The organism is Micromonospora sp. NPDC048999 (assembly GCF_040649295.1).
GTDB lineage: Bacteria > Actinomycetota > Actinomycetes > Mycobacteriales > Micromonosporaceae > Micromonospora.
This window is the reverse complement of the sequence record NZ_JBEZFI010000001.1, coordinates 366,728-385,833: the sequence shown is the minus strand read 5'-3', so window position 1 is coordinate 385,833 and position 19,106 is coordinate 366,728. Positions and strand designations below refer to the sequence as shown.

17 protein-coding genes are annotated in these 19,106 nt (G+C 73.1%); 9 read left to right on the top strand and 8 right to left on the bottom strand.

Annotation, left to right across the window (positions count from 1 at the left end):
* The first annotated feature begins 1 nt into the window (after nt 1).
* The 4 genes from nuoL (at nt 2) to AB0C02_RS01845 (ending at nt 6,263) form a co-directional block, all read left to right on the top strand.
* Nucleotides 2-1,945: an NADH-quinone oxidoreductase subunit L gene (nuoL, locus tag AB0C02_RS01860; RefSeq protein WP_357540982.1), complete on the top strand. Its 1,944-nt coding sequence runs from the start codon at nt 2-4 to the stop codon at nt 1,943-1,945.
* A gap of 64 nt (nt 1,946-2,009) precedes the next feature.
* Entirely contained in the window at nt 2,010-3,542 is a 1,533-nt protein-coding gene (locus AB0C02_RS01855) for an NADH-quinone oxidoreductase subunit M (protein WP_357540074.1), read from the top strand.
* Nucleotides 3,539-5,092: an NADH-quinone oxidoreductase subunit NuoN gene (nuoN, locus tag AB0C02_RS01850; RefSeq protein WP_357540072.1), complete on the top strand. Its 1,554-nt coding sequence runs from the start codon at nt 3,539-3,541 to the stop codon at nt 5,090-5,092. Before AB0C02_RS01855 ends, nuoN begins: the two co-directional genes overlap by 4 nt.
* An 88-nt stretch (nt 5,093-5,180) precedes the next feature.
* Nucleotides 5,181-6,263, top strand: coding sequence for a polyprenyl synthetase family protein (locus AB0C02_RS01845; RefSeq protein WP_357540070.1), 1,083 nt, complete (start codon nt 5,181-5,183; stop codon nt 6,261-6,263).
* A 69-nt stretch (nt 6,264-6,332) separates the two neighbouring features.
* Here the strand turns inward: AB0C02_RS01845 and AB0C02_RS01840 are convergent, their stop codons facing one another.
* Nucleotides 6,333-7,520 (bottom strand): MFS transporter, encoded by a 1,188-nt coding sequence (locus AB0C02_RS01840; protein ID WP_357540068.1) that lies wholly within the window; start codon nt 7,518-7,520, stop codon nt 6,333-6,335.
* A gap of 154 nt (nt 7,521-7,674) precedes the next feature.
* On the opposite strand from AB0C02_RS01840, the gene AB0C02_RS01835 reads away from it, so the two are divergent.
* A complete protein-coding gene (locus AB0C02_RS01835; protein ID WP_357540066.1) occupies nt 7,675-8,457 on the top strand; it encodes a helix-turn-helix domain-containing protein in 783 nt (260 codons plus the stop codon).
* A 15-nt stretch (nt 8,458-8,472) separates the two neighbouring features.
* On the opposite strand, the gene rarD is transcribed toward AB0C02_RS01835, so the two are convergent.
* From rarD to eccE, 5 genes are all read right to left on the bottom strand, one after another.
* The gene (gene rarD, locus AB0C02_RS01830) at nt 8,473-9,396 is read right to left on the bottom strand and encodes an EamA family transporter RarD (protein WP_357540064.1); all 924 of its coding nucleotides are present in this window, start codon (nt 9,394-9,396) and stop codon (nt 8,473-8,475) included.
* Nucleotides 9,393-9,881, bottom strand: coding sequence for a GNAT family N-acetyltransferase (locus AB0C02_RS01825; RefSeq protein WP_357540062.1), 489 nt, complete (start codon nt 9,879-9,881; stop codon nt 9,393-9,395). Before AB0C02_RS01825 ends, rarD begins: the two co-directional genes overlap by 4 nt.
* Before the next feature lie 70 nt (nt 9,882-9,951).
* Entirely contained in the window at nt 9,952-10,377 is a 426-nt protein-coding gene (locus AB0C02_RS01820) for a GNAT family N-acetyltransferase (protein WP_357540060.1), read from the bottom strand.
* An 80-nt stretch (nt 10,378-10,457) separates the two neighbouring features.
* Nucleotides 10,458-10,844, bottom strand: coding sequence for a phage holin family protein (locus AB0C02_RS01815; protein WP_357540058.1), 387 nt, complete (start codon nt 10,842-10,844; stop codon nt 10,458-10,460).
* Nucleotides 10,845-10,909: 65 nt separating this feature from the next.
* Entirely contained in the window at nt 10,910-12,700 is a 1,791-nt protein-coding gene (gene eccE / locus AB0C02_RS01810) for a type VII secretion protein EccE (RefSeq protein ID WP_357540980.1), read from the bottom strand.
* Between the two features lie 237 nt (nt 12,701-12,937).
* Here eccE and AB0C02_RS01805 point away from each other — a divergent pair, with 237 nt between their 5' ends.
* On the top strand, nt 12,938-13,255 hold the full coding sequence (locus AB0C02_RS01805; protein WP_357540978.1) for a WXG100 family type VII secretion target: 318 nt from the start codon (nt 12,938-12,940) through the stop codon (nt 13,253-13,255).
* Nucleotides 13,256-13,274: 19 nt separating this feature from the next.
* On the top strand, nt 13,275-13,568 hold the full coding sequence (locus AB0C02_RS01800; protein ID WP_357540056.1) for a WXG100 family type VII secretion target: 294 nt from the start codon (nt 13,275-13,277) through the stop codon (nt 13,566-13,568).
* A 105-nt stretch (nt 13,569-13,673) separates the two neighbouring features.
* Here the strand turns inward: AB0C02_RS01800 and mycP are convergent, their stop codons facing one another.
* Nucleotides 13,674-14,864, bottom strand: coding sequence for a type VII secretion-associated serine protease mycosin (gene mycP / locus AB0C02_RS01795; RefSeq protein ID WP_357540054.1), 1,191 nt, complete (start codon nt 14,862-14,864; stop codon nt 13,674-13,676).
* 152 nt (nt 14,865-15,016) lie between these two features.
* Here mycP and AB0C02_RS01790 point away from each other — a divergent pair, with 152 nt between their 5' ends.
* The gene (locus AB0C02_RS01790) at nt 15,017-17,647 is read left to right on the top strand and encodes an SseB family protein (protein ID WP_357540052.1); all 2,631 of its coding nucleotides are present in this window, start codon (nt 15,017-15,019) and stop codon (nt 17,645-17,647) included.
* Nucleotides 17,644-18,009, top strand: a complete 366-nt coding sequence (locus AB0C02_RS01785) for a hypothetical protein (RefSeq protein WP_357540050.1) — start codon at nt 17,644-17,646, stop codon at nt 18,007-18,009. Before AB0C02_RS01790 ends, AB0C02_RS01785 begins: the two co-directional genes overlap by 4 nt.
* A gap of 1 nt (nt 18,010) precedes the next feature.
* On the opposite strand, the gene AB0C02_RS01780 is transcribed toward AB0C02_RS01785, so the two are convergent.
* The gene (locus tag AB0C02_RS01780; protein WP_357540048.1) at nt 18,011-18,943 is read right to left on the bottom strand and encodes an alpha/beta hydrolase; all 933 of its coding nucleotides are present in this window, start codon (nt 18,941-18,943) and stop codon (nt 18,011-18,013) included.
* Nucleotides 18,944-19,106 lie beyond the last annotated feature (163 nt).

Here is a 19,106-nt window from a genome sequence, read left to right as displayed (position 1 = left end):
GATGCATGCTTCGGCTGCTCCGGAAGGTGCCATCACCTTCGCTCCGGCCGACGGCCTGCTCGGCAGCGTCTGGCTGCTGGTGGCCGTACCGCTGGTCAGCGCGGCGATCCTGCTGCTGTTGGGCCGGCGCGCGGACCGCTGGGGCCACTGGCTGGGGGTGGGCGCGATCGCCGCCACCTTCGGGCTCGGCCTGACCTATTTCCTTCAGCTCCGCGGCCTGGAGAACAAGCAGGTCCAGCTGAGCCTCTGGCAGTTCATCGCGGTCGGCGACTTCAAGGTGGACTTCGGTCTGCTCTTCGACCCGCTGGCCGCGGTTTTCGTCCTGCTGATCACCGGGGTGGGCTTCCTGATCCACCTCTACGCGGTCGAGTACATGGCGCACGATGAGGGCCGGCGGCGGTTCTTCGGGTACTTCAACCTGTTCGTCGCCGCGATGCTGCTGCTGGTGCTCGGCAACAACTACGTGATGCTCTACTTCGGCTGGGAGGGCGTCGGTCTGGCGTCGTACCTGCTGATCTCCTTCTGGTACGGCCGGCCGAGCGCGGCCACCGCCGGCAAGAAGGCGTTCCTGATGAACCGGGTCGGCGACGCCGGCCTGGCCATCGGCATCTTCGTCCTCTTCGCCACCCTGGGCACCACCCAGTACGACCAGGTGTTCAACGGGGTCGGCTCGCTGTCCGCGACCACGGTGCTGGTGCTGGGCCTGCTGCTGCTGCTCGGGGCGACCGGTAAGTCCGGCCAGTTCCCGCTCCAGGCGTGGCTGCCGGACGCGATGGAGGGCCCGACCCCGGTTTCCGCGCTCATCCACGCGGCCACCATGGTCACCGCGGGCGTCTACCTGATCGCCCGCTCCAACCCGATCTTCTCGGCCAACGCCAACCTCCAGCTGGTGGTGGTCAGCGTCGGTGCGGTCACCCTGCTGATGGGCTGCCTCATCGGCGCGGCGAAGGACGACATCAAGCGGGTGCTGGCCTGGTCCACGGTGAGCCAGATCGGCTACATGTTCGTCGGTGTCGGCCTGGGTGGCGCGGCGTACGCGCTGGCCATCGTGCACCTGCTGGCGCACGGCTTCTTCAAGGCCAACATGTTCCTCGGCGCCGGCTCGGTCATGCACGGCATGAACGACCAGGTCGACATCCGCCGCTTCGGCGCGCTGTCGAAGCACATGAGGGTCACCTGGCTGACCTTCATGATGGGCTGGCTGGCCATCATCGGCATCCCGCCGCTCTCCGGCTACTTCTCCAAGGAGCCGATCATCGCGGCCGCGTTCGAGCGGGGGGACTGGACGTCCTGGCTGTTCGGTGGCGCCGCGCTGCTCGGCGCCGGGCTCACCGCCTTCTACATGACCCGGCTCTTCGTGCTCACCTTCCACGGCCCGGCGCGCTGGACCGAGGACATCGAGCACCCGCACGAGTCGCCGAAGCTGATGACCGTCCCGCTGATCCTGCTGGCGATCGGCTCGGTGGCCGCCGGCGCGCTGATGGCCACCACGGTGCCGGACTGGCTGACCGCCACCGCCGGCCTGGGCGGCGAGCACGCGGAGCACGACCCGGTCCTCGCGCACTGGCTGATCACCGCGCTGTCGATCCTGGTGACCGTGCTCGGCGCCGGACTGGCCTGGTTCCTGTTCCGCAACGGCACGGCCACCGCGCCGCAGCCGGCCGGCGTGCTGGTCACCGCCGCCCGCCGGAACCTCTACACCGACGCCGTCAACGAGGCGGTCTTCGAGAAGCCGGGCATCTTCCTCACCCGGGCGCTGGTCTTCCTCGACAACCGGGGCGTCGACGGGCTGGTCAACGGCCTGGCCGCCGCGGTGGGCGGGGGCTCGGGCCGGCTCCGGCGGCTGCAGACCGGTTTCGTGCGGTCGTACGCGACCTCGATCCTGACCGGCGCGCTGCTCGTGGTGGCGGCGTTCCTGGCGGTGCAGGCGGGGTGGTTGGCGTGATCGACCTCAACGCGGCCGCCCCCGCCGGCGGGCCACGCAGTCACGACGGAGGTAAGGCCGAATAATGTCCAACTTCCCGTTCCTCTCGGTGCTGACCGTGGCACCGCTGGTCGGTGCTCTGGTGGTGGCCCTGCTGCCCCGGCGCCGGCCGGACCTGGTCAAACTGGTGGCGTTCGGCTGGTCGCTGCTGGTCCTGGTGCTGTCGGTGGTCATGTGGATCACCTTCCAGGCCGACGGTGACCGGTTCCAGTTCCGCGAGTCGTACGCGTGGATCCCGACCTGGGGGGTCAACTTCACCTTCGCGGCCGACGGCATCGCGCTGGTCATGCTGATGCTGATCGCGATCCTGGTGCCGCTGGTGATCCTGGCCTCCTGGCACGACGCCGAGTCGTCGAAGCGCTCGGTGCCGGTCTACTTCGCGCTGCTGCTCATCCTCGAGTGCACGATGATCGGCGTCTTCGCCGCCGCCGACGTCTTCCTCTTCTACGTGTTCTTCGAGGTCATGCTGGTGCCGATGTACTTCCTGATCGGCAGCTACGGCGGCCATCAGCGGCAGTACGCGGCGGTCAAGTTCTTCCTCTACTCCCTGGTCGGCGGTCTGTTCATGCTGGCCGCGGTGATCGGCCTCTGGGTGGTCGGCGGGAAGACCTTCGACTGGCAGGCGCTGACCCAGGCCGAGATGGCCACCAACACGGCCCGCTGGCTCTTCCTCGGGTTCTTCGTCGCGTTCGCGATCAAGGCGCCGTTCTTCCCGTTCCACACCTGGCTGCCGGACGCCGGTGGCGCGGCCCCGGCCGGCGCGGCGGCGCTGCTGGTCGGCGTGCTGGACAAGGTCGGCACCTTCGGGATCCTGCGGTACTGCCTGCCGCTCTTCCCCGAGGCGTCGAAGTGGTTCGCCCCGTGGGCGCTGGCGCTGGGCCTGATCGGCATCATCTACGCCGCGCTGCTGGCGGTCGGGCAGAACGACCTCAAGCGGCTGGTGTCGTACACCTCGATCGCGCACTTCGGCTTCATCGGGGTCGGCATCTTCGCCTTCACCACCCAGGCCGGCACCGGTGCGGTGCTCTACATGCTCAACCACGGTCTGGCCACCGGCCTGCTCTTCCTGGTGGTGGGCATGCTGATCGCCCGCCGGGGCTCGGCGCTGATCAGCGACTTCGGCGGCGCGGGCAAGCTGGTGCCGGTGCTGGCCGGGGTGTTCTTCTTCGCCGGTCTCGCCTCGCTGGCGCTGCCCGGCACCGCGCCGTTCATCTCCGAGTTCCTGGTGCTGATCGGCACGTTCACCACCAACAAGCCGGTCGCGGTGATCGCCACTCTCGGCATCATCCTGGCCGCGGCGTACGTGCTGTGGATGGTGCAGCGCACCACCCAGGGCACCCTCAACCCGGCCCTGGCCGAGGTGGAGGGCATGCGCCGAGACCTCACTCTGCGCGAGAAGGTCGTGGTCGCCCCGCTGATCGCGCTGATCGTGCTGCTCGGCTTCTATCCCAAGCCGGTCACCGATGTCATCAACCCCGCCGTCAAGGCGACCATGCAGGACGTCGGTCGGACCGACCCCGCCCCGACGGTCGGTAGCGTCCAGGAGGCCGCAAAATGACCGAGTTGAAGTTGCCGTCGCTCGACTACGCGGCGCTCGCTCCGATCCTGATCATGCTGGGCGCAGCCCTGGTCGGCGTCCTGGTCGAGGCGTTCGTGCCGCGGCGGCTGCGCAACACGGTGCAGCTGCTGGTCGCCCTGGCGGCCGTGTTCGCCGCGCTGACCATGGTGGTCCGGGGCGCCGGCAGTCGGCTGATCACGGCCGGCTCGGCCATCGCGGTGGACGGGCCGACGCTCTTCCTCCAGGGCGCGATCCTCATCCTGGCCGCGATGGCGCTGCTGCTGATCGGTGAGCGCGCGGTGGAGCGGGGCGGAGCCTTCGTGGCCCACGCCGCGGTCACCGCCGAGTCGGCCGACGACCGGCGACAGGCCGAGGCGGCTGGCGGTGCCACCGAGGTGTACCCGCTGGCCACGTTCGCGATCGGCGGCATGCTGATCTTCGTGGCGGCGAACGACCTGCTGACCATGTTCATCGCGCTTGAGGTCTTCTCGCTGCCGCTCTACCTGCTCTGCGCGCTGGCCCGCCGCCGGCGGCTGCTGAGCCAGGAGGCCGCGCTGAAGTACTTCATGCTCGGCGCGTACGCCTCGGCGTTCTTCCTGTTCGGCGTGGCGCTGATCTACGGCTTCACCGGGGGCCTCCCGGACCGGGCGGCCGGCGTCGACTTCGCCACCGTGCACGCCGCCGTCGGCGGTTCCACGTCCAGCGCGGTGCTGCTCTTCGCCGGCATGGCGCTGCTCGCCATCGGTCTGCTCTTCAAGGCCGCCGCCGCGCCGTTCCACGTCTGGACCCCGGACGTCTACCAGGGCGCCCCGACCCCGGTGACCGGCTTCATGGCCGCCTGCACCAAGGTCGCCGCCTTCGGCGCCCTGCTCCGGGTCTTCCACGTCGCCTTCGCCGGTGCCGCCTGGGACTTCACCCCGGTGCTCGGCGCGGTGGCGGTGCTGACCATGCTGGTCGGCGCGGTGCTGGCGGTCACCCAGACCGACATCAAGCGGCTGCTGGCGTACTCGTCGATCGCGAACGCCGGTTACCTGCTGGTGGGCGTGCTGTCGCCGGGCAAGGACGGGCTCTCCGGCACGATGTTCTACCTGGTCGCGTACGGCTTCTCGGTGCTCGCCGCGTTCGCCGTGGTGACCCTGGTCCGGGACGCCGACGGGGAGGCCACCCACCTGTCCCGCTGGGCCGGGCTGGGCCGCCGGTCGCCGTTCTTCGCCGCGATCTTCACCTTCATCCTGCTGGCCTTCGCCGGTATCCCGCTGACCAGTGGGTTCACCAGCAAGTTCGCGATCTTCGCCCCGGCGCTGGAGGCGAATCAGGCCTGGCTGGTGATCGCCGGTGTGCTGACCAGCATGGTGCTGGCTTTCCCGTACCTGCGGGTCGTGGTGATGATGTGGCTCTCCGAGCCGGGCGACGCCACCCCGACCGTCGCGGTCCCGGGCGCGCTCACCTCGGCGGCCCTGGCCATCGGGGTGCTGGCCACCCTGGCGCTCGGTGTCGCCCCGGCACCGCTGCTCGACCTGGCCAACGGCGCCGCCGAATTCGTGCGATGACAATGGTTCTCCCGCCGGGGGCCGGTACGCCGTGGCGTGCCGGCCCCCGGTCCGTATCCCCTTACTGGGCAGGTCGAACGGGTGTGGCATGGTGGAAGGCGTGGTGATTCCGGCTGGCGAGCGTTCAGGTGTCACCGGCTCCGGCGGTCGTCGGGGTCCGGCGGGCACAGGTCAGTTCGGCGCGCTCGGCCTGCACCTCGCCGACCCGCGCGTCGAGGCGTCCGTGCTGGGCCTGCTGGAGCGGGTCGAGAGTGAGCTGCGCTCCAGCGTGGCCAGCGCCGACCCGCTGGTCACCGAGGCATCCCGGCATCTGGTCGAGGCCGGCGGCAAGCGGTTCCGCCCGCTGCTGGTGGCGCTGGGCGCCCAGTTCGGCGACCCGACCGCCGCGCAGGTCGTACCGGCCGCTGTGGTGATGGAACTCACCCACCTGGCGACGCTCTACCACGACGACGTGATGGACGAGGCCGCCGTGCGGCGGGGCGCCCCGAGCGCCAACTCGCGCTGGACCAACTCGGTCGCCATCCTGGTCGGCGACTATCTCTTCGCCCGGGCCGCGGACATCGCGGCCGACCTCGGCCCCGAGGCCGTACGCCTGCAGGCACGCACCTTCGCCCGGCTGGTGCACGGGCAGATCGCGGAGACCGTCGGCCCGCGCGGCGGCGACCCGGTCGCGCACTACCTGTACGTCATCGCCGAGAAGACCGGGTCGCTGATCGCCACTTCGGCCCGCTTCGGTGGCATGTTCGGCGGGGCCTCCGCCGAGCACATCGACGCCCTGGCCGGATACGGCGAGACCATCGGGTTGGCCTTCCAGCTCTCCGACGACCTGCTGGACATCGCCTCCGAGTCGATGCAGTCGGGCAAGACGCCCGGCACCGACCTGCGCGAGGGCGTACCGACCCTGCCGGTGCTCTACGCGCTCGCCTCGGACGACTCCGACGCCGCCTCGGTGCGGTTGCGGGAGATCCTGGCCACCGGCCCCCTGGTCGACGACGCGCTGCACGCCGAGGCGCTCGGTCTGCTCCGCGAGTCACCCGCGCTCAAGCGTGCCCGGGAGACCGTCCGCAGCTATGCCGAGGACGCCCGCGCCCGGCTCGCCCCGCTGCCCGCCAACCCGGCCCGCCAAGCCCTCGAATCCCTCTGCGACTACATAGCCGACCGCACCAGCTGATCCCCCCTCTCTCCTTGGCGAGTTGATCAAGAAGTTTGCGTCGAGACAGCACAGACGCAAACTCCTTGATCAACGGGGTTGGGGGTGGGACAGGCGGCGGTTGGCGAGGAGCATGAGGGCGGCGGCCAGGAGCATGGCGGCGGCGGCACTTGCCCACATCGTGCGGTAGCCCTGCTGATTGGCCAGGGTGCCCAGGGCCAGGGGGCCGAGGCAGCCGCCCGCGTACACGCCGGTCTGGGTGATCGAGGTGGCGGCGGCCGGGGCCTGCGGATGGAGCCGGACCACCGCGAAGTTCAGCAGCCCGGGCCAGGCCCAGCCGAGCCCGAAGCCGAGCACCACGCCGGCGACCAGCGACACGGCGCCGGTCAGGGCCAGCAGGGCCAGCCCGACCGCGCCGACCACCAGCATCCCGGCGATCAGCGCGACATGCCCGGTCTCCCGGCGGTCGGCGAGCCAGCCGGCACCGACCCGGGCCACCACGCAGACCACGCTGCCCAGGGTCAGGGTGAGGCCAGCCAGGGCCGGGGACAGGCCCCGACCGGCCGACGAGTCCACCACGAAGGTGCTCAGCGCGTTGGCGGCGCCCGCCGCCAGCGTGGCGGCCAGGCCTACCACCACCAGCGCCCCGGTGGCCCCGCCGGACCGTCCGGTGGCCGACGGCCGGGCCGGGTCCTTGCCTGCCCCGGGTACGGCGGGCAGGGCGGCCAGCGCCGCCCCGGCGGCGGCCACGAACGCCCAGCGCCAGCCGGCGGTCAGCGCGATGGTGGGCACCGCCGCGCCGGCCAGCAAGGTGGAGAACGGGATGGCCGCCTGCTTCACGCCGAAGGAGAGCCCCTGCCGGTGGGCGGGCACGTGCCGGGCCAGCGCCGCGTTGCTGGCGAGCTGCCCGAGGGCGTTCGCGGCGGCGCTGAGCCCGAGCAGGCCGACCAGCATCGGGTACGACCGGGCCAGCCCCGCCACGGCCAGTAGCGAGCCGGCCGAGAGCAGGATGCCGGCGCGGGCCACCACGGCCGCGTCGTACCGCTCCACGAGCACCCCGGCAGGCACCGACGCGAGCGCGCTGACCCCGAAGTAGACCGACACCGCCAGGCCCAGCCCGGCGGGGGAGAACCGTAGGTCGTGGCCCATCTGCACGGCGAGGCCGCCGACCAGGAAGACGGGCAGGACGCAGGCGATCGTGGTGGCGACCGCACCCGCGCTGGCGCGGATGGTGGGCCGGGACGTGGCGGGTGGGGGGCGCAGGGCGGTGTCGGTCATGGTGCGGCAAACCTACGCCGGTCACGTTTTGGCCGCCGATCGTGTCTGTCGGTGCACAGGCTGTGCCCGCCGATCTGGCATCCTCGATCCGAACAGGCATTTCGCACGCGGCCTGTTTTTCATATGGTGTAAGTCCCCGGCGGCGGAGGTGGTTGTGCGTGACCCCTTGGCGGAACCTTCGGACCTGATCCGAAGTGTCTCCCGCGCGCTTCGAGTGCTCGAGTCGGTCGGCCGTGCGCCGAGGGGACTCACCGTCAAGCAGATCGCCCGTCGGTGCGAGCTGACCGTCGCCACCACCTACCACCTGGTGCGCACCCTGGCGTACGAGGGCTACGTGATCCGGCGGGAGGACGGCACGTACATCGTCGGGTTGGAGGTGGCCGACCGCTACCGGGAGCTGGTGACCGCGTTCCGGGGCCCGCCGGCGGTCGGCGAGTCGCTGCGGCGGGCTGCGGCGGAGACCGGCTGGAGCCACTACCTGGGGCGCTTCGTGGGCGGCCAGGTGGCGGTCACGGCGGTCGCCGAGGGGCCCCGCTCGCCGTACCTGGAGGATCTGGTGCCGGGCTTCGACGAGGGGGCGCACGCCACCGCCCTCGGCAAGAGCCTGCTCGCCACGCTCACTCCCGAGCAGCGCGTCCGCTACCTGCGCGAGTACGGCATGCGCCCGTTCACCAGCGCCACCCTGACCACGGGCGAGGCGTTCGAGGCCGACCTGGCCGCCGGCGACCGGCGCGGCATGCAGCTGGAGCTGGGGCAGTTCCGCCAGGGGGTGGCCTGCGCGGCGGTGCTGGTCACCCCGGACAAGGACATCGAGCGCCGGGTGGTGCTGGCCTGCGCGCTGCCGGCCAGCGAGATGATGACCTCCGCCCGGGTGGTTCGGGCCAAGCTGCTCAGCGCGGCCCGCGCCATCGCCGACGGCCTCGCCGCCGAGCACTGATCCCGGCCGGGCCGGTCAGTGGGTCGGGACGGGAACCGGCGTAGCGGCCCGTGCCGCGGCGCGGGTGCGGTGAGCGGTGCGGAGGGCGTCCGTGGTGAAGACCAGCAGGGCGAGCCAGACCAGGGCGAAGCCGACCAGGCGGGCGGGCGGCATCGGCTCGTGGTAGATCAGCACCCCGCAGCCGAGCTGGAGGATCGGGCCGACGTACTGCAGCATGCCGAGGGTGGACAGCGGCAGCCGGTTGGCCGCCCCGGCGAAGAGCAGCAGCGGGATCGCGGTGGCCGCGCCGGCCAGCACCAGCAGCACGGTGTGCCCGACGGAGACGTGCCCGAACGTCGCCGTGCTGCCCCGGGTCAACCAACCCAGGTAGGCCAGCGCCGGCAGCGCCAGCACCGCCGACTCGACGAAGAGCCCCTCCGCGGCGGGCAGCGCCAGCCGCTTCTTGACCAGGCCGTACCCGGCGAAGCTGAAGGCCAGCACGAGCGCCAGGTAGGGCGGGCGGCCGTAGTCGACGGTCAGCACCGCGACGGCGAGGCCGCCCACGCCGAGCGCCACCCACTGCGCCGGGCGCAGCCGCTCGCGCAGGAAGAAGACCCCGATCAGCACGATGACCAGCGGATTGATGAAGTAGCCCAGGGCGGTCTCGACCACCCGGTCGGAGTTCACCCCGTAGATGTAGGTGCCCCAGTTCACGGCGATCAGTGCGGCGGCCGTGCCGATGCCGGCCATGGCTCGGGGCCGCCGGGCCAGCGACCGCAGGAAGCCGATGTTGCGCATCGCGGCCAGCACCAGCGCCACGAAGACCACCGACCAGACGATCCGGTGCGCGAGGATCTCCATCGGCCCGGCCGGGCGGAGCAGCTTCAGGTAGATCGGGAAGAAGCCCCAGATCAGGTACGCGCCGAAGCCGTAGAGATAACCGAGACGGGTCTGGTTCACCCCTCCACCGTAAGTGGTGAAGTCGGGCTTTGGTCCTTTCCGGTGACCTGGGTCACCCGCTGGTCGAGATGCATCCACCGGTCCGGCTCGACCGGGGTGAAGCCGACCTTGGCGTACACCCCGTGCGCGTCGGCGGTGGACAGCACGATTCGGCGTACGCCCAGCTCGGCCAGGTGGTCACGGACCGCGCCGGCCAGCCAGGTGCCCAGCCCCCGACCCCGCTCGGCCCGGTCCACGTAGACGTCGCAGAGCCAGGCGAAGGTGGCCCGGTCGGTGACCACCCGGGCCACCGCCACCTGCTGCCCGTCGCCGGGCCGGTAGACGCCGAAGCCGATCGAGCCGGCAAAGGCCCGCCCGACCGTGGCCCGCTCCCGCCCGATCGCCCAGTACGCGTCGGTGGCGAGCCACCGGTGCACCCGGTCGAGGTCGAGCCGGGCCGGATCGGTGCTGAGCTGGTAGCCGTCGGGGCGGGTCAGGGCGAACACGCTGTCACGCTACTGCCGGTGAACCCGCCCCTCACCAGCCAATTCCCGCCCACTGGCCTGGCCGGCCGGTTCAGGGCGACAGCGGCTTGACCCAGCGCCGCCACCCCGGTTGGCGTCGGTAGCCGGTGGCCGTCCAGGCCCGCCCGCCCAGCTCGTTGCCGTGGAGCACCATCGCGTCGACGCGCCGACCGCCGAGCCGGGCGATGCGCAGCTCGGCGGCGGCCAGCAGCGCGCGGCCGACGCCTTGCCGGCGGCGGTCCGGGTGGACGGCGAACCGGTAGAGGTGTGCCCGCCAGCCGTCCCAGCCAGCGATCAGCGAGCCGATCGCCGCGCCCTGGTCGACTGCCAGCAGCAGGGCGTCCGGATCGCGCGCGACCAGCCGGTGCACCGCCTCCGCCGTGTCGTGCCGGTCGGTGCCCTCGGCGGCGAGTCGCCAGAAGGCCAGCACCGCCTCGACGTCCTCGCTCGTCCCGGCCCGGATCTGGAACCCCGTCATGCCGCGCTCCGCTGTCGGAGATCTTGGACAGTTGCCGCTCGCTGCTGACGGCAACTCTCCAAGATCAAGGCTGTTGGTCGTCAGTCCCGGTCGAAGATGCTGCCGAGGAGCCAGGTCACGATGCCGACGAGAAGAGCGCCCAGCACGGCGGCCGGCCAGAAGCCGTCCACGTGGAACGGCAGCCCGGCCTCACCGGCGATCCAGCTCGTCAACAGGAAGAGCAGGCCGTTGACCACCAGCGCGATCAGGCCGAGGGTGAGCAGGTAGAAGGCGCAGCCGACGGTCTTGATGATCGGCTGGAGCACCGCGTTGACCACCCCGAAGATCGCCGCGACCAGCAACAGCGTGGTCACCTTCTCGGTGGTCGTCGTGGCGCTCAGGGTGATGCCCGGGATGATCAGGGTGGCCAGCCAGAAGGCCACCGCCGTCGAGGCCACCCGGATCAAAAGACCCTTCAGGAATTCCATGGCCCGGATCGTGCCACGCTCCGTCCACCGGGGAAACCCGGGAAGATCGACGAATCGTGGTCGGCTCAGCGGCGACCCGGCCGACCGACCAGCTGCGACTCGATCGGCGTCGGTGACAGCAGCGCCCAGCGGAGCGCGCGACGGTTCACCACCGCGACCATGTCGTCCCGGATCCGGGTCAGCCACTCCGCGGAGCCGCCGAGGCCCAGTGCCGCACCGGCCAGCGCCGCCTCGTCGGGAGCGAGCGGTTGCAGGATCGCCAGGTCTGCCCGGGCCAGCAGCGCGGTGTCCGCCGGGGTGAGCGCGTCCCGCACCACCAGGACGGATTGCCAGGCCGCCGCCGGCCCCACCTCCGGTGGCGCCGGCCCGGCGTCGACCACCAGCAGCAACGGGTGCAGCGGTGAACCCGGCGCGCCGCCAACCGGCCGGCCGGGCGGGATCAGCGGCACCGCGTCGCGGGGGGCACCCACCCCGCGCACGAACGGCTCCCACACCCTCGGCCGGGTGGTCTGCACCACCACCCGGGCGCCGAGCGCCAGCGCCCGCAGCGCGACGAGCTGCGCGGCGCGTACCCCGCCGAGCAGCAGCAGCCGGGTCGTCCCGGGGCGGAACAGGCGTACGGTCACCGCGCCGCCATGCCGGTGGGTGCCCACCATCAGCCCGGACTCGCCGAGGCAGAGCTCCAGCGCCGCCAGGCCGGCCGGGGCCGGGGGACTCGCGCCCCGGGCCACCGCCAGCGGCAGGGTCGCGGCCAGACCGGCCAGGTGCTCGCCGTCGAGCCGCCGAAGCTCCGCGCCGAGATCACCGACGAGCCGGCGCAGTGCCCCCTCGGTGGTGGACAGCTCCGTCGTGGTCCGAGCGGCCACGCGTACGGTCAGCTCGGTGGGCACCGGCCCGGTATCGGCGCGCGGGCCGACGCAGAGCGAGACGGTGGTGGCGGTGGCCGGCAGGGCGAGCAGCCGGGGAACCAGCCGTCGAGCCGGGTCGGTGCGCGGATCCGGCCAGCGTCGCAGCCGCCAGGTGGTCTGCGGGAGCCCGCCCACCGTCACCGCCGGCCAGCTCTCGCGGACCGGTGCTCCGTGGTCGTGGTGGGCCAGTTCGGCGACCACCCGCAGGGCCGCCGCCCCGCCCAGCGGCCGGCCGGTCAGCGGGCCGAGTCGGCGCACGATGCGGCGTACCGTGCCGGAGAGTGCCCGGCGCAGCTCCTCGTCCGACCAGCCGTCGCCCCGCAGTGTCCGGACGGCGAGCACCGCCCGGGCCCGGCTCGCCAGCCGCCCGTCGGTGAGCTGCCGGTACGACGCCCCGGCCGCGCCCGAAGCGCCGGCCGGTGCCGGGGCGGGGGAGGCGGAGAGCAGCAGCTGGAGCCGGACCGGCGGGCTCTCCGGCCCCGACGGCGGCAGCAGCGACAACGGTGCGGGAAGGGGCTGCGGTCCGGCACCGAGCAGGTCGTCCGGGTCACCGATCTCCAGCAGCGCGGTCATCCCGTCGGCGTCCTCGATCACGGCGGCCAGGCCGCCGGCCAGCTCGGCCGGGCGCACCGTCGCGCCGGGGACCACCAGGTCCAGCACGGCACCCGCCCCGGACGCCGCCGGCAGGGCCCGCCGACGGGTCAGATACGCCAGCCCCACCAGCAGCCACTCGTAGAGCCACCGGCCGCGCAGGCGCACCCAGGCAGCCGGCAGCAGCAGCATCGTCGACAACAGGGCGGCCGCGGTCACCGCCACCCCCCGGCCGACGGCGGCGGCCAGCATCGCCACCGCGACCTGTGCCGCCACCACCTGCCCGGCCCGTACACCGGCGGTCGTCCACCGCGGCGGTCGACTAGCCGCGGGCACCGCCCGGGCGGTGGCGGTCATGGTCACCGCGCCCTCCTCGCCTGTTCACCGCGTGACGTCAGCGTGGCTCATCGTAAGGCTTCTTTGTCCACAGGGGAGTCAAGGGGGTGGCATATCCGGAACCGGGCGGCTACCGTCAGCGACGAGCTGCGCCGAGTGCGGTCGTCCCCACCCCTCGAATCAGGATCTGCGCCCGGCGAGTCCACGGTGGTCGCTCCGACGACCAGCCACGACCGAGGAGACGAGGTGACGTCCAGGGTGTCCCAGACCCAGGCGGAAGCGGCGGTGATGCAGCAGACCGCCGCGAAGTTCGAGCAGGTGGATCAGTCGTTGCAGAGCATGCTGAGCGGCCTGATGGCCGAGCTGGAGGTGTTGCAGCAGGCCTGGCGGGGCGCCGGTGGGCGCTCGTTCGAGCAGGTCAAGCAGCAGTGGGCGCAGGACCAGGCGGCGCTGCAGCGCGCCCTGCGGGAGACCGCCACCGCGATCCGCACCGCCGGTGCGCAGTACGACGTCTCGGACAGCGAGGCCGCCAGCCGGGTCGCCGGCACTCACCGCGGCATCCAGCTGCCGCTCTGACGACGGAAGGACGGATGTGATGGACCACGGTGTGCTGGTCGTCAACTTCGCCGCGCTGCATCAGGCCGGCGCGGACATTCAGAAGGCGCTGAACACCCTCGACAGCCAGCTCGGCCAGCTCGAGCGGGATGCCGCGCCGCTGGTCGCGAGCTGGTCCGGCGAGGCTCGCCAGGCGTACGAGCAGCGGCAGGCGCGGTGGCGGGGCGCCTCGCAGGACCTGCAGGCCATGCTGCGCGACATCAAGCTGGCGGTGGAGGAATCCGCCGCTGACTACCTCGACACCGAGAAGCGGAACGCCAACCTCTTCCAGTAGTCGTCGCCGCCCGCGTCCAGGATCCGCACCACCTCCCGGCCCCCGGTAGTGCGGGTCCTGACGCTTGTGTGGATCCCGGCCGGTGGCGCGGCGCAGCGGCCGGGGTCAGGACGGGCCGGCCGGACGCCAGCGGCGGCGGGCCCCGCGGGGCAGCACCACGGCGAGCAGCACCACCACCAGGGTCGCCGTGCCGGTCGCGCCGGCCACCAGCAGCGCCCGGTCCCGGGCCGCCGCCCGTCTCGTCCGCTGCGCCACCTCGACCGGGTCCGGCCGGTCCACCGCCAGGGTCGCCGCCCGGCGTGGGTGCGCCACCGCCGGCCCGGGTGCCTCCGTGACCGCCCGGTACGGGTTCAGCACCCCGGCACCGGTCTCGCCCCCGCCCCCCGGGGCCGGGTCTGCGCTGTCCACGATTCGCCAGGCCACCTCGGTCGCGGTCAACTCGGGGCGGTACTGGCGCAGTAGCGCCGCGGTGGCCGCCACGAAGGGCGCCGCGTAGCTTGTCCCCTCCGCCCGCCGGTGCCCCTGCCCCGGCGCCGCCATCAGCACATCGCTGCCCGGCGCGACGAGGTCGACGTGCGGGCCGGTCTGGGAGAAATCGGCGCGGGTGCCGTCCGCCCCGAGCACCCCGTCGTACGCGGCCGGGTACGGCCGGGGATTCCCGCTGTCGTGGAGGTTGCCGGCGGCGGCCACCACGACGACGTCATGGTGCGCCGCGTACGCGATCGCGAGGCGGACGGCCGGGTTGTCCGCGTACAGCACGACGGAGAGGTTGAGCACGTCGGCACCGTGGTCCACCGCCCACCGGATGGCCCGGGCGAAGTCGGCCGCGCCGACCGTACGCCCCGACTCCCGCCCCTCGACCACCTGCTGTTCGCTGACCCGTACCGGAAGGATGCGGGCACCCGGCGCGAGCCCCTGGAACGCCACCCCGGGCCGGGGCGTCGCCGCGATGATGCTCGCCACCCCGGTGCCGTGCCCGGCGCAGTCCCGGGTGCCGTCGCCGCCCGGATCGAGGAAATCGGCGCCGGCGAGCACCCGCCCGGCCAGTTGCGGATGACCACGGTCCACGCCGGAGTCGACGACCGCGACGGTCACTCCGGCGCCGGTCGCGAGCGGGGCGAGGCGGTCCGGCGCGTACCGTTGCTGCGGCCACGGCTGTTCGGTCACGGGGCGGGCCGGGGTGGGTGGCGCGGCGCACGCCGACGGCGCGCGGGCCGCCGCCGGGCCGGCCGGTGGCAGGGCGGCGAGGACGGCTGCCACAACGGCCAGGGCCGGTCGCGTGATGGGCCGGGACATCGACCGCCTCCGTAACGTGTCGGCTCCGAAACGGGATGTTAACTGCTCGTCGGCGGCCCGACGCACCGCCGACGGCCAGCCATTGTGATGTGGCTGCCACCTTGTAGGTTGTAGGCGATGCCTATGGCCTGTACACGGAGGGAGAGGTGGCCGTGACCGGATGGGAGCCGGCCACCGAGGCCGAGGTGGCGATGGGGGACGCGCTGCGCGCGCAGGACCAACAGCTCTACTTCCGTATCCTGACCCGCGTCGATCTGCTGCTGCCGGTCGCCGGGGAGTCGCCAGCCGGGCGCTCCTCGGTGGGCTGGGGCACCTGGACCAGCGACGGCCGGACGCACATCCTCGCGTTCACCTCCGTCACCGCGTTGCGGGCCTGCCTGGGCGACAACGCCGGCCCCACCCGCCGCGTCCCGTACGCCGAACTGGCCGCCGGGTGGCCGAACCACGAGTGGTGGCTGGCGGTCAATCCCGGTCTGCCGATCGAGGGCTATCTGCCGGCCTGGTTCGTGGCGCAGCTCTTCCGGGGGGACGTCCGGCTGCCGGGCCGGACCATGGGCACCCGTGCCCGCCTGGAGCGGGTGGGGACCGCCGCCTGGGTCCGTGGTGCCGGTGCCTCCGACCAGGGCGTCACGGCCTCGCCGCCGGCGGCCGCGCCCACGGGCCGGCCGCCGGCCGCGTCGGTTCCGCCCGCGGCCGTTCCACCGGCGTCGGTTCCGCCCGCGCCCATTCCGCCCGCGCACGTTGCACCGGTGCCGGTTCCGCACGCGTCCGTTTCGCCCGCGTCCGTTCCGCCAGCAGCGGTTTCGCCCGGCTCGGGCGGTCGCGTCTCGGCAGTCGCGGACGAGCCGTCGACCGTTCCGATCTCCATTTCGGCAGCCCGGCCCACCGTGTCCGGCGCGACCGGGCCGGCCGGTCCACCGTTCGCCCCGACGACCGACCACCGCGGGCCGGACCGCCCGGCCCCCCTCGACCGGCAACCCGGCTGGGCGGCCCGTACCGCCTTCGCCGGTGGCGCCGCCGGCCGGGCCGAGTCCGGCTCCGACAACCTCTCCGGTTGGCTCGACGACCTGCGCCGGCGTCCGGACGAGCCGGACCCGTTCGCCGACAACGGCCGCACCGGTGTGGCGAACGGCCGTTCCGGCGAGCCCCCGCCGCCCCCGGCCCGGTCGTTCTTCGAGCCCGCCTCGGGCCGCTCGTCCCGCCGACCGTCGTCCCTGGATCCGGCGCACCGGGCCGGTGAGCGTGCGGTACCGCCGTCCCGGCTCGCCCGGGGCGGCCAGCCGTTCCCGCGTCGCCGGCCGTTGAACGAGCCGGTGCCGGAGCAACCCGCCAGGCCGTTGGGGATGGATAGCGGGGAGACCACGCAGGCACTCCACCACGACGCGCCGGCCCGGCCGTTCCAGCCCACCTCGGCGGCTTCGACCGAGGAGGCGACCCAGGCGTTGCCCCGTCGTCGCCCCCTCTCCGCCGACGGGCCGGGTGCGGACGAGCGGACCCACCCGACCCCGAAAGACCCGGGGAACGGGGCTCTCCGGTCGGACGAGGCGGAAGAGCTGCCCCCGTCGATCGCCGAACCGGTGTCCGGGCCCCCCACACCGCAGCGGGGCTTCAAGCCGATCGTCATCGAGGGCACCGTGATCGAGGCCCGGGACCTCACCGGTCCCGAAGAGCCGCCGTCGATCCGGCCGGCCGTTGATCCGATGTTCGAGGCGCCCGAGCCTGCGGTGTCGCTGTTCGAGGTGCCCGCGCCGGAGGCGGCCGAGCCCACGGTGTCGCTGTTCGAGGCGCCCGCGCCGGAACCGGTGCCGGCCGATTTCGCACCGGCGAACGACGTCGAGGAGGAACTGCTCGGCGCGGTGGGTAGCGGCAGCACCGACGGTTTCCTCTCCACTCTGCTGCTGGCCCGGGTGCTGCTGCCCGTCGCGGCCGGCTCCGCGCTCGAGAGCCGCCCCGGCGACCCCGGCTTCGTCTGGCGGACGGAGCAGCTCGACGGCGAGACGTACGTGGTGGTCTACACCTCGCCGGAGCGGCTGGCCGATCGGGTCGACCCGCCCGTCGACACCGTACGCGTGAAGTTCGTTCAGCTCATCCGGCGCTGGCCGGACGAGAGTTGGTCGTTCGCGGTGAATCCGGGCACCCCGGTCGGGGCGAAGTACCCCGGCGAGCAGGTCCTCGCGCTGGCCAACTGGGCTGCCGAGGTCGGGCTCGGCGACGACCCGGAGAGCGAGCCGGAGCCGCCCGCCACCGAGGCCGACCCGGTGGCCGAGACCCGGCCCGCCGCGCCGCCGGTCGACCCGAGCCGCCCGGTGACGATGCAGAAGGCGATCGCCCCGAGCCAGCTCGCCTACTACCTGGAGCGTGGCTACGACCGGGTTTCCGGCTTCGTGCACCGGGCCAGCGAGCTGGCCCACCTGAGCACCCCGGCTCAGCTCTACGACGCGCTCGGCCTCGGCCACCCGGACTCGCCGTTTGGTCGGGAAGCCGAGGAGATTTACGTGTTGCGCTGGCCGGCGTACCGCCCGAGCCTCTACCGCATCCCGTACGGCGGGCAGAACGAGGCCGCGATGCGGGCGATGGAGGGCTGGGTGATCGAGCGTCCCCCGTTCCGCGGCAACGGCTTCGCGCCGGGAGAGAGCACCGACGTGATCGCCGAGTTCAAGGTGGACAGCGCCCGGCTGCCGCACGGCGCCGAACTGTGCCGGATCGGGGCGGACGGCAGCGACCGGGTGGTGGCGGTCCTGGACACCGACACGCTGCTCTGGCGACGGGTCGGTGAGCCGTGACCCGGGACGGCTATGTGGCCCGCTGGCAGGGCCGGGAGTACCAGGCCAGCCCGGACGGCGACGACGTCCGCCTCTACCAGCCCGAACCGGGTGAGGGCTTCGACGAGGTACGCCCCGGCCGCCACCTCCGGGTGGTGCCGGCCGCCGAGATCGACGAGTTGGTGTACGTCCGGACCACCTGCACCTGGCAGGGGCAGCCGTTCATCGTGCTGGCCGAGCAGGACGGCTGGCTGCGGGTGGAGTACACCGGTGGCCGGTGGCCGGTGGCCCGCGCGCTGGGTCTCGAGGCGTTCGACTTCGGGGTCTACCAGGGCTGGGCGCCGGCGAACGAGGTCGTCGACCTGCGGGAGCGGCGGCTTTGAGTCAGGCCTTCGCCCAGCGCAGGATCTCGCCGAGCACCACGTCCGGGGCTTCCAGGTGCGGGAAGTGGCCGACCTCGTCGAGCAGCCGCCACTCGTACGGGGCGGTCACATAGCGGCCCGAGCCCTGTGCGGTACGCGGCAGGGACGCCTGGTCCAGCGCGCCGTGCAGTTGAAGGGTGGGTGTGACCAACGGCCGCTGCATCAGCTTGACGAACCGGTAGCCGTGCAGGCGCAGCACCGACCGGAACGCCCAGCGGTAGCCCTCCATGGCGCAGAAGGCCGCCTGCGGGATCTGCATCGCCTCCCGGCAGGACCGGGCGTACGCCGCGAAGCCGGGGCCGTTCACCCAGCGCGGCCCGCCCCAGCGGCGCAGGATCGCCTCCACCTCGGCGGCGTCGTCGCGGGTCAGCACGTGCTCGTACCGCGGAAGCTGGAATTTCAGGGTCGGGGTGGAGGCGGCGAACTGGCCGCGCGGGTCGGCGAAGATGGCGGCCCGCAGCCGGAGCGGGTGCGGCGCCCCGAGCACCACCAGCCGGCGAACCAGGCTGGGGTGGAACGAGGCGGCGGTCCACGCGATGAGGCCGCCGGCCCCGGAGCCGACCAGGCTCGCCGACCGCTCGCCGAGCGCCCGGATCAGCCCGGCCACGTCGGCGGCGAGGGTGTAACCGTCGTACCCCCGGGGTGGCTTGTCGCTCGCGCCGTAACCGCGCAGGTCCACCGCGACCGCCCGGAAGCCCGCGTCGGCGACCGCCGGGAGAATCTCCTGCCAGGCCAGCCAGTATTCCGGAAAGCCGTGCAGGAAGAGCACCATCGGGCCGGCGCCGGCCTCGACGACGTGGAAGCGGCTCCCGTTGGCGCCGACGAACCGGTGCGTCCACGGCCCGTCGGGGAGGACGCAGGACTCGTCGACGGGTCCGCGTCGCTGGTCGGTCATGGGGCACAGCCTAGGGGCGGTAGCTCCCCGGTGGCCGCGCAGGTGGTGCGGATCAGGGGATTCTCCGGGACACCACCGGAGGGGTGGCCCCCGAAGGGCGATGCCCAGGCAGCGGGCCCGCCCGGAGCAGTGCGCTCCGGACGGGCCCGCCCGACGTGCTTGA